Origin of the sequence: uncultured Planktosalinus sp. (assembly GCF_963973675.1) — a bacterium.
Classification (GTDB): domain Bacteria; phylum Bacteroidota; class Bacteroidia; order Flavobacteriales; family Flavobacteriaceae; genus Planktosalinus.
Genome location: NZ_CAXBAN010000011.1, coordinates 1 through 15,839 on the forward strand (window position 1 = coordinate 1; position 15,839 = coordinate 15,839).

Genomic DNA, 15,839 nt, shown 5'->3' on the forward strand with positions numbered 1-15,839 from the left:
AAAGTTATTTCCGAAGCGGCTGTACAACCAGGAGGTGCGAATAATAGCGAATGCATTTAAGTTACTACTTAAAATAGCAGCTTCACCTGCTCTTTTACTTTTGCCATAAACAGTTATGGGGTTGGTTTGATCTGTTTCTTTATAGGGCGTTTTACTCTCACCATCAAACACATAGTCGGTTGAAATATGTATGAGTTTGCTGTTGTATTTCTCACAAAGTTCAATGAGGTTTTTCACAGCTGTTTCGTTGATTAGAAATGCTGTTTCCTGCATAGATTCTGCATCATCAACCTGTGTAAACGCTGCCGTGTTAATTACCAGGCTTGGAGAGTGGGTTTTAAATACGGTCTCCATTTGAAGTTTGTTAGTAATATCAAAGGAAGTGCGGTTGGTAAAAATAACAGTATCTTTGTTTGCATACAGTTTCAATGCTTGTCCTAACTGGCCGTTTGCTCCTGTAATCAATATGCTTTGTTTGAGAGTCATTACTACAGTGCGTAAAGTTGATTGACTGCTTCCTTGAAGATAGGATTGTTTTGATCCTTTAAAGAAAGTATGCGCTCATTTTCAGGTATTTTCCAGTCTATTTCAAATTGCGGATCCTTGTAATCTACACCTATTTCTGATGCTTTATCGTAAAAGTTATCACATTTATAGACAAAAATTGCTTCATCACTTAAAACAGCAAAGCCATGTGCAAAGCCTTTGGGAATAAACAATTGGGTATGGTTTTCTTCTGAAAGCATGATTGAAAATGATTTTCCGAAGGTAGGTTGGTCTTTTCGCATATCGACAACAACATCCAGTACCTCCCCTTTCAAACAGCGCACAAGCTTTGCCTGTGCAAATGCGCCGCCCTGCATATGCAAACCTCTTAGCACACCATATTTTGAAAGCGACTGATTGTCCTGCACAAAATGAACTGCGAGATTGGTATGTTTTTTAAAATGGGCTTCATTGAACGTTTCGTAGAAATAACCCCTACTGTCACCCAACAAGGTGGGTTGACAGATCCATAAGTTTTCAAATTGAGTTTTAATGTATTTCATGCACGTGTGATATTTGCAAATATAAGTTTTTTGTTGCGGAAATACTTCCGATTAAAAAAAGCCAAGTCAGACTTAATTTCTATTTTTGTAAGGTCGTCCTAAAAATTTATCATTGAAACAATATTGTGGGTCGCAGTTAGTTTAATATAACAATCTATGATTGCACTAATTCAAAGAGAAATACATTCCTTTTTTGGATCCCTGATCGGGTATCTGGTGATTGCTGTTTTTTTAATCATTAACGGTTTGTTTTTGTGGGTTTTTAGCGGGCCATTTAATATACTGGATGCGGGGTTTGCAGACCTTTCGTCTTATTTTGAACTGGCCCCTTGGGTCTTGATTTTCTTAATTCCTGCTGTCACTATGCGTAGCTTTAGTGATGAAAAGCGAATGGGAACGATGGAGTTGTTACTAACAAAGCCCATTTCTGTAAATGCGATTGTTTTAGGAAAGTATTTTGGCGCCTTACTACTGATTGTATTGGCATTGATTCCAACCCTTTTGTATATCGTCACTATTTCAGAACTTGGCAATCCTCCCGGGAACTGGGATTTGGGAAGTACTTTGGGCTCTTATCTGGGGTTGCTATTTTTGGTTTTTGCTTATACGGCTATTGGTGTGTTTGCCTCTACACTGTCTGAAAATCAAATTGTATCATTCATTACGGCCGTTTTCATTTGTTTTTTTATGTATTATGGCTTTGAAGGTCTGGCAAACTACAGTTTGTTTGGGGACGCAGATGCTACTTTATCACAGTTGGGCATGTTATCCCATTTTGAAAGCGTTGCCCGCGGTGTACTGGACACCCGTGATATACTTTATTTTTTGAGTGTTGGACTGCTATTTTTAGGGTTCACTGTAATAAAATTGAATGTTGATTATGAGTAAACAATCAAAGCTAAGAAAAAAGACTGTATTGCTCATTTTACTAATCGTGGGGATTAACCTTATAGGAAACCAGATTTACAAACGTTTTGACTTTACAGAAGATCAGCGTTATACCTTATCAGATTCTGCTATAGCTACACTTGATGCGGCCAATGCTCCAGTTGTGGTTGAAGTTTTGCTCGAGGGAACACTTCCGGCCGAGTTCAGGCGTCTACAAAGTGAAACCCGTCAATTGCTGGAGGTGTTTGCATCACATAATTCACGAGTAAAATTTTATTTCACTAATTTAACGGAAGAACAGGGCAATCAGGAAGAATTACAGCGGCAATTAGCTCAACTAGGAATTATGCCTGCTCAGATAAGTATACAGCAAGGCGGTAAAAAAAGCCAGGAATTGGTATATCCGTGGGCTTTGATCACTTACAAGGAAACTATGGTGAAAGTTCCTTTGCTAAAAAATACCCTTGGAGCTACACAGGAAGAGCGCGTTAGCAATTCCATTCAGAATTTAGAATATGCTTTTGCCGATGGTTTCAGGAAGATCATCAGCCCTAAGAAAAAGAAAGTAGCTGTTTTAAAGGGCAACGGACAGTTGAATGATCGTTACATAGCCGATTTTTTTTCCACCCTGCGTGATTATTATTTTATTGCCCCGTATACGCTTGACTCTGTTGCTATCGACCCTGTTCGTTCACTAGAGCAACTCAGTACATTTGACCTCATTGTATCAGCCAAACCTACTGAACGTTTTACTGACGCTGAAAAATATGTGCTTGATCAATACAGCCTGCGGGGTGGAAAAAGTATGTGGCTAATTGATGAAGTTATGGTAAGCATGGACAGTCTTTTTGAGAGTGGTTCTACCTTTGCTTTTAATCAAGACCTCAACCTTACGGATTTTTTCTTTCGTTACGGTGTTAGAATCAACCCTGCATTGGTCAACGATGCTTATCATGCCCCTATTGTTCTGGCTACAGGAACAGAAGCTGACAGTCAATACAATCAATATCCGTGGTTTTACAGTCCGTTATCCTCAAGTACAAGCGAGCATCCTATTGTCAACAATATTGAAGCTGTCAAATTTGATTTTGCCAATTCCATAGACACTCTTGAAAACGAAATTCACAAAACGGTATTGCTCAGCAGTTCACCTATTACCCGCACAGTGGGCACCCCTGTTGAAATCAGGCTGGATGAAATTGAGTATAATTTAAACACAGTAAATAACGGACCCGATATGCAAGAGTTTTCGGCAGGTAAAGTCCCATTGGCGGTATTGTTGGAAGGCACTTTTCAATCGGTATATCGCAACCGGGTCAAGCCATTTAAACTTTCTGAACACCTTGACGAAGGTGTTGAAAGCAAAATGGTGGTTATTAGTGATGGTGATGTCATCAAAAATCAGATGCAAGGCAACCGGCCCATTGAACTGGGGTTTGACAAATGGACCAACAACCGCTATGGCAATAAAGACTTTTTGCTCAATACTGTTAACTATCTGCTGGATGATACGGGACTTATAAACATAAGAAGCAAGGAAATATCCATAGCATTTTTGGATCAGCAAAAAAGTCTTCAGGAACGCAGCAAATGGCAAGCCTTGAATTTATTGCTTCCACTGGGTATACTGGCTGTTTTTGGAGTGCTTTTTACGCTCTACAGGAAGAGAAAATATACTTAATTTTTGTTAATAAGTTTGTTTCGGGTTTCAAGCAGATTGCAATATATTTGTATTTATGAGATATTTTAACCAGTTTTAAACTAAAAACAACGAATGAAATTTATAGTATCCAGCTCATACTTACTAAAACAACTACAAGTTTTAGGTGGCATTATAAACACCAGCAATACCCTAGCTATATTAGATAATTTTTTATTTGAATTGGACAAAGACAGCTTACGGGTTTCGGCTTCAGATTTAGAGACCACCATTTCAGGAACTCTTGAAGTGGAATGTGATAGTAAGGGAAGTATAGCTGTACCTGCCAGATTGCTTTTAGATATTTTAAAATCATTTCCTGAGCAACCCCTCACTTTTGTAGTTGAAGAGAACAACACGATAGAAATCAGTTCCAACCATGGTAAGTATGCTTTGGCGTATGCCAATGGTGAAGAATTTCCAAAAGCTATTGAAATATCGAGTCCCAGTAGCACAGTACTGCAATCAGACATACTTGCGACTGCGATTAGTAAAACCATTTTTGCCAGTGGAAACGATGATTTAAGGCCCGTGATGAGCGGTGTGTTTTTTCAATTTTCAACAGAAGGTCTCACTTTTGTGGCCACCGATGCCCACAAGCTTGTAAAATACACACGTGAAGATGTAAAAGCCTCTGAAACTGCAGATTTTATCATGCCTAAAAAGCCTCTAAACCTAATGAAGTCAATTTTAGCAGGTAGTGAGGAAGATGTACTGATTGAATACAATGAATCAAATGCCAAGTTTGTCTTTGAAAATGTGGAACTGGTTTGCCGTTTGATTGATGGAAAGTATCCAAACTATGAAGCGGTGATTCCAAAAGAAAATCCTAATAAACTAACCATTGACAGGAGTCAATTTTTAAGTTCTGTGAAGCGTGTTTCAATTTTTTCAAATAAAACCACACATCAAATTCGATTGAAAATTGCAGGAGCCGAATTGAATGTTTCTGCTGAAGATATTGATTATTCAAACAAAGCGGAAGAGCGACTCACCTGCAGTTATCAGGGTGATGATATGCAAATTGGTTTCAACTCCCGTTTTTTAACAGAAATGCTTACTAATTTAACCAGTGATGAAATTTCCTTAGAGATGTCATTACCCAATCGTGCAGGAATCTTAACGCCTGCAGATGGCCTGGATGAAGGTGAACAAATTATAATGCTTGTTATGCCGGTGATGCTTAACAGCTAAACGTATTACTAACTGAAAATGTATTTGGTAGAGACCTACCTTATTGTTAGTATTTTTTAACCTCACAATGCAAACCGCAGTTTATATAAAATTGCGGTTTTTTATTTAATAAATCGTATGGTCAGGGGATATCTGGAAAATTTACCGTTGCCAGCATTGATGGCATTGATGATTGGAAATACAAATGAAATAATTCCCACTACAATGAGACCTAAAATTCCCAACCCTACCAGTAGGATAAGCGGAATGCAAATCAACGCAAACAAAATCATGCTTAACTGAAAATTAATGATTTCCTTACCATGTGCATCAAGACCTTCGACTTTGTCTTTATTTACTGCCCAGATAATGATTGGTACTATAAGGCCCCCAAAACCGGTGACATAACATAATAATTGTGATAAATGAGTGATTAAAAGGAGCTGATTGTCCTTTCGCATTGTGATTTCAGGATTGATGACTTCCATTTTAAAACTATTTTTTGATTCATGACACTTGTATGTCGTCAAAAAATAAAAGTTGTTACATAAAAACTTTGTTTTGCAGTAATTCAAGAATTGTATTCTTAACAATTGGTTTGACCAGGTAGCCTGAAATTTCAGTATAGGTTTTGGATTTTTCGATATCGTGAGTTGCAATGGAAGAGCTTGCGATATAAATGGTCATTGCTTTTGAAAACTGGTTTTTATCTTCCACAAATTGATCCATGAATTCCCAGCCATCCATTACCGGCATGTTTATATCAAGTAAAATGATATCGGGCAATTGAGCAGTGTTTTCTTTAAGTTTTGACAATCCTTCAATGGCTTGTTTCCCATCTTCATAGGTAACTACACCAATATTAAGATTTAACCTTTCAATTGTTTTTTTAAGTAACAATTTATAAAGGGGATCATCATCAATTATACAAATTGTTCTTTTCATTTTAAATTGAGTTTTTACTTTTTAAAGTATATTTTAAAAGTACAGCCATTATTAATTGAACCTTCTACTTCAATTTTACCCTTCATAGCTTCAATTTGGTTTTTACTCATAAACAAACCTAAACCCTTTGCGTTTTTGTTGTTGTGAAATGTATTATACATTCCAAACAGCTTATTTTTATACTTTTCAATATCAAGGCCCATTCCATTATCTTTTACTATCAAGACATCAAATTCATCTTCATTAACTATGTCTATCTCCAAATCTAACCTGCGATTGGGGTGGCTGTATTTGATGGCATTGTAAAACAAATTGTGAAGAATGCTCTCCAGATAACTTTTATTAAAATTAATCATTAAATTTTTATCAATATTGAAATGCACTTTACCATTAATGGCATTGAGTTTTGATTTCAAAGTTTTCAAACTTATCAATGCAAATTTTCTCAATGAAAGTGATTCTATTTTTAAATGATCACCTGAGTGTATTGATACCACTTCATTCAGGTTGGTCATGGTTTCATTGAGCGCTTCAGATACCTCTTTCAGATGTTGAATCATTTCCTCTTGTTCTCCGGGGTCGTCAGTGATTTCAAGAAAGTTAATGATTGACTGTATATTACTTGTGTGAGATCTTAAATTGTGAGAAACAATGTATGAAAAATTAAGTAAACGGTTGTTTTGATTTGTTAAAATTTCTATAGTATTATTGAGGTCGCATGTTTTATTTTTGGCGATTGTTATGTCTCTGAAATTAGTCATAATGCCTTCTATACCCGGTATTAGCCTGGCATCACTAATAATTGCTTTTGCCCAAATAAAATGCCCATTTTTATGTAGTAAGCGTTCTTCATTAATGGTTTCAAAGTTCAATTCTGAATTTAGAAGTGTTTTGTAAGCGTTTTCTCTAATTGGCAAATCTTCAGGGTGAATGTGATCAATCACGTTGGTTCCAACAAATTCCTCAACTTTATATCCTAAAACCCTTTCTATTGCAGGGCTGGCATAGGTGATTGTTCCATCATAATCATAGGTGATTACCGGGTCGTGAGAATACTCAATGAGGCCTTTAAAGCGCTGTGCATCTTCCCAGCGTTGTTGCCTTGCTTCTTTGATTTGAATTTTTTCATGACTTTGCCTTAAGGCTTTGTAAATAGTAGCCGGAAGTGCTGAAATAGTGTCTTTATTTAAAAAATCGGTAGCCCCCATTTCTAAAAAAGTCAGCGCAGATTTATTGCAGGTATGTGCACTTAAGATGATAAACGGAATTTCAGGATAGACCATTCTACAATAGTTCAATTGTTCCTTTCCTTCAATTTCGTTGATATGTAGTTCTGAAATGATCAGATTGGGTTTTATTTCTCTAATTAATTTTTTAAACTCATTGTCACAGTTTGTGCTTTGAAAAATAAAATTGTAACCCTGTAAAATTTGAACTACACTTTTTAATTCAGGAATGATGCTCTCATCATCAAGAACCAGAACTTTAATGTTCTTTTCCTGAAGTTCATATTTAATCTCGCAAGTTGAATTTTCAATTTGACTTTGGGGATTGAACATAATAGGAGGTTTGGAGGCGCGGTATTATTTTTAAAAGTATTGTTTAATTTTCAGCTATTTTTTTTAGAATTTCCGGAATTTTATCAAATTCATAAGACTTATCTAAAAAATAATCAGCTCCCAGATCTTTTGTTTTATTTTTATAGAACATTTCTGAATGATTGGAAAGCATAATTATTTTAATTTGAGGGTATTTATTTTTAATTATTGAAAGTAATTCGATACCGTTTTCATCTTTTAAAAATATATCTAAAAAAACGATATCGGGTTTATTAGTTTCCAACAACGATAATGCCTCATTGATTGTAAATGCATGTCCTGAGAACATTATACCATCAAGTTTTTCTAACAAGTTTTGAAGGTGATTTGCTATTGTTACAGAATCATCTACAGAAATAACTTTTAACTGCATTTACTAATTGGTTTAGAAATATAAAAATGATTTATTTTTTAACCAATTTAAATAGTTGATATTATGAAACACTTGTAGTGTTTTATACTACAAATTCATTATACAGAAAGGCAGTATTTTACTTGTTTTAAAATTAAGCGGTCCCATTCATACAAGGTTTTTGACAGTTCCATTTTCCAAATGAGCTGCTCTGAATTTTTATTGTTTCCGGAATTTTTTGTTTGAACGTTTTTAAAATTTTGATTGATGTGATTTTCTGCTGTAGGAATTTCAGGTACTTCAAGTGGGTATAAATAAAACAAGCCTCTTAAATAGGATACGTGCCACTTGGTAAAATAATAGTTATTTTCTTTACAAAGAAAGCGTGCTCCAAGAACAACACTTTCAGTAGTTTCCTGAAGTAGTAGAACCAAGTGTTCGATAACTGGATACACATCTTCTGGGTGAATGAAATCAAGAATCGATTTTTCAAGGAATTGGTTTGGCTCACACCCTATTTTTGAAAAAGAGGGGTTTATAAACCTGATGGTTCCTTCATAGTTGCAAACAATTGAAACAGAATCACTTGGATATTGATTAGAATTATTTGAAGCAGATTCAAATGATTTGACAGCCTTGTTAAATATTGGACTGTTCCTTAATAGCTGTTTATCAACAGCCGAAAAGATTATGGTATTCATACTACTAATTATTTGGGGCACTTTACTTTCAATTCCCTGTATCAAGCAAAGATTTAATATTTAAATGTAGGAATATTTTCCTACATATCACTATGTTTAATATAAATTTAATTTAAATTCCATTTAACTTGATGCTCTTTTAGCAATAGGTTTGGTATTGATTCAAATTCAAACGACTTATCAATAAAATGGCTGGCACCCAACTGTAAACTTTTTTTAACATAAATCGTATCACTCAAATTACTTAACATAAAGACTGTTATTTTTGGATACTGTTTTTTTATAAAATTGAGCATATCAAAGCCACTTTCTTCACTTACCATGATGTCGAGCAAAACAACATCTGGTGTTGTATTTTTTAATATTTTTTTTCCTTCTTCGAGATCATAAGCGTGCCCTACCCAATCGATTTCCTTCAGGTTTTTTAGAAGGTAATTTAAATGTGTGGTGATTGTTGTTGAGTCATCAATGGTCAATACTTTTAAGGTCATTATTTTTGGGGGTCAAATTATATGACAAATGTAGGAATAAACTAAAAAAAAGAAACTAGTTGAGAATGTGAATCTTGTGTAGTAAAAGCAACCACAAAACCTTTAAAGCACAAGTAAAATAAGCATCGTGTATAGAATCACACAAATAAACACTACGATATTTTTTGGCATTTTAAAAAATTTCATTTTTGTAGTACTCAGGTTTATTTTAAATAAAAAAACCGGCAATACAAAGTTTCGATTTTTTCCCTATATCAAAAAAGCTTAAAAACCACCTAAGTGTTCTCAAATTTTTTAAAAAACCAACTCTTTTAATGTATTTGCCGGATTACTAATTTTACTAAGCCATTAAAAAACAGGCTCCTATTAAATATATAATTGGGGATGTTTTATTTAATCAGAGCCTGAATCAGAACTTTATTAACACAATTAATTATGAATAAATTGATACCACAAATTAACTACAAACAATTGATTTACTAAATAGTATAACTTGTGAACAACTCGTAGTTGTTTATACTACACAGTTCCCTTTGTTGGCAGTATTATAAAAACGAAAAAGTGCCCGAATTGATTTTTTCCCTATATCAAAAAACTCAAAATCACCTAAGTGTTTAAATTTTTAAAAAATCAATTCTAATGAGCACTTTTCCGTCAGTCTGTTTTAAGACTTTAAATTGGTAATGAGTTTTTAAAAAAATCTTGGGGAAAATTTAATTTTAAATTATCTCAAAATACCAAAACTAACACAAAATAAATTATTTATTATGAAAAATTTATGTTACAAAGAAACGAAAGAATAGAAATACATAAAATAGTACAAGCTGTATAAAGTGTGTAACAAAATGTACTACAAAACACTAAACCAATTGATTATCGAGGGCATATCGGGTAAGCTCAGCATTGTTATTCAGCTTTAGTTTATCGAGAATTCGTGCGCGGTAGGTACTGATTGTGTTAACGGTAAGAGAAATTTCCCTGGCTACTTCGGAGACCGTTTTTCCGGAGGCTATTAATTGCAGTACCTGTAATTCCCGATCAGAAAGATTTTCATATAAGGGTTTATCAAAGGGGCTTCCAATAGAGTCGGCCAACTTTTCAGCTATGGATGCTGAAATGTATTTTTTACCATTCAACACCTGGTTTACGGCATTTAAAAGTTCTTCCGGGGCGCTGTCTTTATTTAAAAAGCCATTGGCCCCCGCTTTCAATACTCTTATAGCATATTGATCCTCAGGCTGAACACTTAAAATTAATACGGGTGTAGAATTACCGTCAGATCTGATTTGCTTAAGTGTATCCAAACCATTTCTGCCGGGCATTGAAATATCTAACAAAATAAAATCCAGCTTTTCTTTTCTAGTGATTTGTAGTGCTTCAAGACCATTTGAGGCTTCAAAATAATTCATTGAGGGAAAAGACTCAAGTAAAATCTCTATCAACCCCTTTCTAAGAATTGCGTGATCGTCTGCAATTAAAACATTCATTTGTTGGTGTTTAGTTATCTAAAGGTACTAAAACTTTTAATTTTGTCCCATTTCCATTTAAATTTTCTATAAAAAAATCACCATTTAATATTATAGCCCGTTCTTTCATACCTGTTAACCCTAGGGATATGTTATTGTTTTTGTCTGCTTCACTAATTCCTTTACCGTTATCAATAACCTCAAAATACAGTTTTTTGTCTTTTGTTTTCAAGTTTATTAAGACCTCACTAGCATTAGAATGTCTAGCAATGTTGGTGAGTGCTTCTTGATAAATTCTGTAAATTGCTGTATTAATTTCAGTTCCATAATCAAGTATATCCTCTTCAATATCAAGAATACATTTAATTCCTGTTTGTTCTTCAAATTGGTTGCTTTTCCATTCAATAGCAGCTTCAAGGCCTAAATCATCCAACACGCCCGGTCGCAGGTTTGTAGATATCTTTCTCACATCGTTTATGGTTTTATTGATTCCTTTAATTAACCGGGCTGTTCTTTCATTTGCCTCTGGGTATATGGTTTCGAGTTTATTTTTTAACCAGGAGACATCCAGTTTTATTCCTGTTAGTTGCTGTCCTAATTCATCGTGAATTTCTCTTGAAATTGTAATGCGCTCTTCTTCTCTTACTTTTTGTAAGTGAGCAGTTAAATGTCTTAGTTTTGTATTGACTGCAACAATTTCATCTTCATATTTTTTTTGCTTTGTGATGTCGTTAATAATAATTGTTTCAGCAAGTTTGTTTTGATATTCTATCGCAAACCCATGAATTTGAACCAGCATTAATTCTCCATTCTTTTTTTTATGGAGTGCAGTTCTGGTTGTATATTTTTTATGTTCATTTTTTAAACTTTCTATAGCTTTTGAAAGGGTCTCAACTTCTTTTTTGGGTCGAATGTCATAAAGCGTTATATTTAAAAATTCTTGTTTTGAAAATCCATAATGCTCCTCGGTAGCTTTATTCACATCCAGAAACATCAATGTGTTGACATCATAAATAAAAATGGGTAATGGGCTTAAATTGAAAAGGTCTTGGTATTCTTTTTTTGATTTGTTTAGTTGATGGCCAATTTCTTTTCTTTCAATACTGAATAATATACTTTTAAAAAGTGCTACCGGACTTATTTCACTTTTAATTAAATAATCTGTCACTCCTAAATTGAGTGCTTTTAAGGCAAAATCAAGATCTGTATTTCCTGTAAGGATAATTACCGGTATGTTTTGACATAGTGAAAGTGTTTTTGAAATCAAAGACTCCCCTTGATCATCAGGCAGTGACAAATCAAGTAATATCACATCAAATTTAGCTGTGTCATCATTTAATATGTTTTTAGCTTCATTGAATGTTTTAACCTGTTCAATGAGTGGTTCTTCAAAACATTCATTTAAATATTCTGAAATTAAAATATAATCACCCATGTTGTCTTCTACAACAAGAATTTTAATTTCTTTATTATGTTGTAATTTCATTAACTTTTGATTTTAATGAGTGATTGGAAAATCAAATAGGCACAGTCACTTTAAGTTTTGTTCCTCCTTCTTTTGGTTTAAAAAGGTGAAAACTTCCGTTTACTGTAAAAGCTCTTTCTCTCATTCCTGTGATTCCCAGGGAAAATGAATTATTTTTTTGATTATCACCTATACCTACACCATTATCAATAACTTCTAACAGGAGTGTGTTATTTTTTTCAGAAAAAAAGGTGTTAACTTCTGTAGCTTTAGCGTGTCTCATAATATTTGTAAGTGCTTCCTGATAAATTCTGTAAACAGAGGTATTAATTTCTTTTCCATAATCACCCTTTACACTGTCAAGGTGCAAATGGCATTTTATACCTGTTTGCGTTTCAAATTGGTTACTTTGCCATTCGATAGCAGCTTCAAGTCCAAGGTCATCTAATACACCCGGTCTTAAATGGGAAGCGATTTTACGTACGTCATTAATGGTCTTGTTAATGTTTTCAATGAGTCTTTGCGCTCTTTCTGTATTTTCCGGCACGGCTTCTTCAAGTCTATTTTTTAACCAGGAAACATCGAGTTTGATACCCGTTAATTGCTGACCGAGTTCATCGTGTATTTCTCTTGCTATCGCAATGCGTTCTTCCTCTCGGGCCTGTTGCAAATGCGCTGAAAGATTTCTTAACTTCTGGTTTACGTCCAGCAGTTTTTCTTCATATTCCCTTTGTGAGGTAATGTCCTGCAACGCACCTATTATTCGTATTGCTTTTCGTTCAACATTTCTCAAAATTATTCCGCGATCTTTTACATAGCGGTACGTACCATTGGCGTGTTTAAAACGATATTCATTTTCCCAATTTAAATTTTGACTTTCAATGGCTTGCTGAATACTTTGCTGCACTCTTTTTAAATCCTGAGGGTGTATATTTTCATACCAGTATTGTTCAGTGGTTGTGACAGGCTTATACCCAAAGATTGTTTTAAAACCTTCTCCCCAAAAAATTGACTTTTTAATCAAATCCCAGTCCCAAATAGCATCAAATGTTGCTTTGGTTACATATTCATAACGCTCATTGCTCAGTGCCAGTTGTTGTTCAGCCAAAGCTTTTTCTGTAATATCAACAACGCTTGAAATCATTATATTTTGATCATAAAGAGGGATGTTTTTTGCATTGACGATGCGGTTGTCTCCTTTTTTTGTGACCACTTTAATTCCTTCCCATTGCATCCTGTTTACATCTTTACTGGCAAGGTCGCTAAAAATTTGCTTTTTAATTTTTTCTCTATAGGTAGGGTCAGGATATACTTTTTCAAAGAAACTATCCACATTATTAAATTCTTTTTTAGACCATCCATAAATTTCAGTAAAGTTCTTGTTCATCAGGGTGAATTTACCCGTTTCTAAGTTTCTTACTGCAATTCCAACAGGTAGGTTGTCGATTGCTGTTTTTATAAAATTATTTTGTTCTCTTAATTCAATTTCTATTTCCTTTTGATTGGTAATGTCCTGAACTGTTCCTTCAAAAAGTAACGATTCTCCATCATTGTTTTTAATTATTTCACCCCGTTCTAATACCCATTTTATTTTTCCATTTTTTAAAACAATTCGGTGTTCTGTTTCTAAAGGTTTTTCCCCTCTCAATGCTCTCTCTTGCTCAATTGAAAAATTCTCACGGTCTTCAGGGTGAATGGATTCGAAAAAATTATTAAACGTCACTTCAAACTCTTTTTCTGAGGTCTCCCAGATTTCAAAAATCTGCTTTGACCAAGTCAATTTATTATTGGCAATGTCAAGCTCCCAGTACCCTAATTTTGCTATTTTTTGAGCTGTTTCCAGTTTCAAATTGTATTCTAAAATTGCTTGTTCCTGGTTTTTTTTGTCCGTAATATCACGCATAGTTCCTTTAAAAATCACCAGGTCTTTATCTTTAGCTTGCAGTTTTTTACCATACTGATGTACCCATTTCAAGTTTCCCTTTCTTGTAATAATGCGGTATTCAATATCCTGAATTTGGATATCGTCTATTGGTTTATTTGTGTATAAATTAAATTTATCTCTGTCTTCAGGATGTACCGTTTCAAAAAATGTGTCAACAGTTGGTTGATGATCATTAAAATCTTCATCCCAAATTTCATATACTTGATCTGTCCAAAATAGTTCTTTTTCTCCAAGAATATGTTCCCAGTAACCCAATTTTGCAATTTCCTGAGCTGTTGTTAGTTTTTCATTAAACTCCTCTGTTTCTTTTTGATGTTTTAGCCTCTCTGTTATGTCTCTTGCTGAACAGGCAACCCCCTCAATAATTCCATTAATTATTATTGGGTTAAACTGGGTCTCCATCATCTGCTGTGATTGATTTTTATTTTCTAGCGCTCGATCATTGATGTATGTAACTGATTCGCCTTTCAATGCCTGTTTGTACAAATCTCTCCACTTATTTATATAGTCTTCATCAAGCTCGTAGGGCAATATAGTGTTCCCTTCCATAATTTCTTTACCGGAATATTTTAAGAAGGTAATTTTGAAGGGGTTATTTGCTGTTATCAAATTCATATCTTTATCAACACTCCAAATCAGGTCCTCAGTAGAGTTAATGAGGGCATCTCTGTTTTTTTGTTCAAATTGATTTTTTCGTTCAATTTGTTTTCTCTCTGAAATATCATTGATAAAGCTTATGAAATAATCCTTTCCTCTTATTGAGACCGTTGTTACCCCCAGAGAAATATCAATTTTTCTTTTATCTTTTGTTACCGCATCAATTTCAATATTTGAATTCAAGATTGCGCCTTTACCTGTTTTTTGATACCTTTTCATACCATTAAGATGTCTTTCACGGTGTTTTTCTGGCATAATATAGTGATGCATTGGCTGATTGAGCACTTCTTCAGCTTTCCATCCAAAAATTTCTTCAGCGCGTGGATTCCAGTTTGTAATCAAACCCTGGTCGTCCATCATTATTACTGCACTTATTGAATTGTTGAAAATCGAAATCAATTGTTCTTCACTCTTTTTTAATTCCAGTTCTGCTTTTCTTCTTTTTGAAGTATCAATACCGGTTCCCAAAAGACAAGTTTCACCTTTATAATCAATTAAAGAACCTGTGAAATAGTGATAAATCTTTTTACCGCTTTTTGTAGTAAAGTATGCTTCAGCAAAGCTTTCACCTTTTTCAAAGGTTTCCATGATTCGTTCCAGAATGTGTTTTTGGTCTTCTCCTTCAAAAAACTCGGTAGGGTGCATTTTTTTAATCTCATTTGCAGAAAACTCTGACACTTCTTCAAAATTTTTATTCCACAAAAGGAATTCTCCTTTTTGATTGAACAAATAAAAAATTCCCGGAAGACTATTAAGGATTGCTTCTGATAGTTGTTTTTCCTTGAGTATACTCTCTTCAGCGTTTTTTCTTTCTGTGATGTCCCGAAAGTTATCAATGATTCCTTTCACGTTAGGGTCATCCAACATATTTGTCAAAGTAGCATCAACCCAACGCCAACTTCCATTTTTATGCTTTACTCTAACTATAGGACTATTAATTGGAACCTCTGGAGCGTCTAAGACATCTTCCAGAACAGCCGCAACATAATGTAGGTCTTCAGGGTGTATTAAATTGATTAAGTTTAATTTGAGTGCTTCACTTTCTGAATATCCCAAAACAGAAGTGATTGATGGAGAAACATAAATTGGTGTTCCTTTTTTATTCAGTATTGCAACCGCATCGTTGCTTTTTTCAACCAAAGCACGGTATCTTTTTTCTTTTCCAAAAATTATTTCAGTTTGCAATTTTACCTGTTCTTCAAGCTCAGCAGGTTTTTGGAGAATGATTCTTATTAAGTGACCTACCAGTAAACTTAAAAACAATCCTAAAATGGCGAGAGGAATTACAGCTTCCAAATAATCAGCATCTTTTTCTTTTACATAAATTTGCCATTCACCAAGGGGCACATTAATAGTTGCAACTTGACTATCGGAAAAATTTTCATCAGAGTCAATAAAATATTCCATTCT

Annotated in this window: 14 protein-coding genes; 3 read left to right on the forward strand and 11 right to left on the reverse strand. The window is 34.3% G+C overall.

The window, feature by feature from the left end; genetic code table 11:
- Together AACY61_RS00930 and rfbC are read right to left on the reverse strand one after the other, a co-directional pair.
- Window positions 1-486 (reverse strand): NAD(P)-dependent oxidoreductase (locus AACY61_RS00930; RefSeq protein ID WP_339609281.1); only part of this gene is annotated, 486 nt, incomplete at its 3' end.
- Window positions 487-488: 2 nt separating this feature from the next.
- Window positions 489-1,049: a dTDP-4-dehydrorhamnose 3,5-epimerase gene (gene rfbC, locus AACY61_RS00935; RefSeq protein ID WP_339609283.1), complete on the reverse strand. Its 561-nt coding sequence runs from the start codon at window positions 1,047-1,049 to the stop codon at window positions 489-491.
- A gap of 156 nt (window positions 1,050-1,205) precedes the next feature.
- Here rfbC and gldF point away from each other — a divergent pair, with 156 nt between their 5' ends.
- The 3 genes from gldF to dnaN all read left to right on the forward strand — a co-directional run bounded on the left by gldF (window position 1,206) and on the right by dnaN (window position 4,830).
- The gene (gene gldF, locus AACY61_RS00940; protein WP_339609285.1) at window positions 1,206-1,937 is read left to right on the forward strand and encodes a gliding motility-associated ABC transporter permease subunit GldF; all 732 of its coding nucleotides are present in this window, start codon (window positions 1,206-1,208) and stop codon (window positions 1,935-1,937) included.
- The gene (gene gldG / locus AACY61_RS00945) at window positions 1,930-3,618 is read left to right on the forward strand and encodes a gliding motility-associated ABC transporter substrate-binding protein GldG (RefSeq protein WP_339609287.1); all 1,689 of its coding nucleotides are present in this window, start codon (window positions 1,930-1,932) and stop codon (window positions 3,616-3,618) included. The genes gldF and gldG overlap by 8 nt, the downstream gene beginning before the upstream one ends.
- 93 nt (window positions 3,619-3,711) lie before the next feature.
- A complete protein-coding gene (gene dnaN / locus AACY61_RS00950; protein ID WP_339609289.1) occupies window positions 3,712-4,830 on the forward strand; it encodes a DNA polymerase III subunit beta in 1,119 nt (372 codons plus the stop codon).
- A gap of 101 nt (window positions 4,831-4,931) precedes the next feature.
- On the opposite strand, the gene AACY61_RS00955 is transcribed toward dnaN, so the two are convergent.
- The 9 genes from AACY61_RS00955 to AACY61_RS00995 form a co-directional block, all read right to left on the reverse strand.
- The gene (locus tag AACY61_RS00955) at window positions 4,932-5,270 is read right to left on the reverse strand and encodes a DUF4870 domain-containing protein (RefSeq protein WP_339609307.1); all 339 of its coding nucleotides are present in this window, start codon (window positions 5,268-5,270) and stop codon (window positions 4,932-4,934) included.
- Between the two features lie 82 nt (window positions 5,271-5,352).
- A complete protein-coding gene (locus AACY61_RS00960) occupies window positions 5,353-5,754 on the reverse strand; it encodes a response regulator (protein WP_339609291.1) in 402 nt (133 codons plus the stop codon).
- 14 nt (window positions 5,755-5,768) lie between these two features.
- Window positions 5,769-7,313 carry a PAS domain S-box protein gene (locus AACY61_RS00965; RefSeq protein WP_339609293.1) on the reverse strand — a complete coding sequence of 515 codons (1,545 nt, stop codon included), beginning with the start codon at window positions 7,311-7,313 and terminating at the stop codon, window positions 5,769-5,771.
- A 43-nt stretch (window positions 7,314-7,356) separates the two neighbouring features.
- The gene (locus AACY61_RS00970) at window positions 7,357-7,725 is read right to left on the reverse strand and encodes a response regulator (protein WP_339609295.1); all 369 of its coding nucleotides are present in this window, start codon (window positions 7,723-7,725) and stop codon (window positions 7,357-7,359) included.
- A gap of 98 nt (window positions 7,726-7,823) precedes the next feature.
- Entirely contained in the window at window positions 7,824-8,405 is a 582-nt protein-coding gene (locus AACY61_RS00975) for a PAS domain-containing protein (protein WP_339609297.1), read from the reverse strand.
- Window positions 8,406-8,512: 107 nt separating this feature from the next.
- Window positions 8,513-8,896 (reverse strand): response regulator, encoded by a 384-nt coding sequence (locus AACY61_RS00980; protein ID WP_339609299.1) that lies wholly within the window; start codon window positions 8,894-8,896, stop codon window positions 8,513-8,515.
- 860 nt (window positions 8,897-9,756) lie between these two features.
- A complete protein-coding gene (locus AACY61_RS00985) occupies window positions 9,757-10,383 on the reverse strand; it encodes a response regulator transcription factor (protein WP_339609301.1) in 627 nt (208 codons plus the stop codon).
- Between the two features lie 10 nt (window positions 10,384-10,393).
- Window positions 10,394-11,848 (reverse strand): histidine kinase, encoded by a 1,455-nt coding sequence (locus tag AACY61_RS00990; RefSeq protein WP_339609303.1) that lies wholly within the window; start codon window positions 11,846-11,848, stop codon window positions 10,394-10,396.
- 31 nt (window positions 11,849-11,879) lie between these two features.
- Window positions 11,880-15,839 (reverse strand): PAS domain S-box protein (locus tag AACY61_RS00995; RefSeq protein WP_339609305.1); only part of this gene is annotated, 3,960 nt, incomplete at its 5' end.

Coding starts and splice junctions, on each gene's coding strand:
- rfbC (WP_339609283.1), bottom strand. CDS start 1,049: ATGAAATACATTAAAACTCAATTTGAAAACTTATGGATCTGTCAACCC.
- AACY61_RS00955 (WP_339609307.1), bottom strand. CDS start 5,270: ATGCGAAAGGACAATCAGCTCCTTTTAATCACTCATTTATCACAATTA.
- AACY61_RS00980 (WP_339609299.1), bottom strand. CDS start 8,896: ATGACCTTAAAAGTATTGACCATTGATGACTCAACAACAATCACCACA.
- gldG (WP_339609287.1), top strand. CDS start 1,930: ATGAGTAAACAATCAAAGCTAAGAAAAAAGACTGTATTGCTCATTTTA.
- dnaN (WP_339609289.1), top strand. CDS start 3,712: ATGAAATTTATAGTATCCAGCTCATACTTACTAAAACAACTACAAGTT.
- AACY61_RS00960 (WP_339609291.1), bottom strand. CDS start 5,754: ATGAAAAGAACAATTTGTATAATTGATGATGATCCCCTTTATAAATTG.
- AACY61_RS00970 (WP_339609295.1), bottom strand. CDS start 7,725: ATGCAGTTAAAAGTTATTTCTGTAGATGATTCTGTAACAATAGCAAAT.
- gldF (WP_339609285.1), top strand. CDS start 1,206: ATGATTGCACTAATTCAAAGAGAAATACATTCCTTTTTTGGATCCCTG.
- AACY61_RS00975 (WP_339609297.1), bottom strand. CDS start 8,405: ATGAATACCATAATCTTTTCGGCTGTTGATAAACAGCTATTAAGGAAC.
- AACY61_RS00985 (WP_339609301.1), bottom strand. CDS start 10,383: ATGAATGTTTTAATTGCAGACGATCACGCAATTCTTAGAAAGGGGTTG.
- AACY61_RS00990 (WP_339609303.1), bottom strand. CDS start 11,848: ATGAAATTACAACATAATAAAGAAATTAAAATTCTTGTTGTAGAAGAC.
- AACY61_RS00965 (WP_339609293.1), bottom strand. CDS start 7,313: ATGTTCAATCCCCAAAGTCAAATTGAAAATTCAACTTGCGAGATTAAA.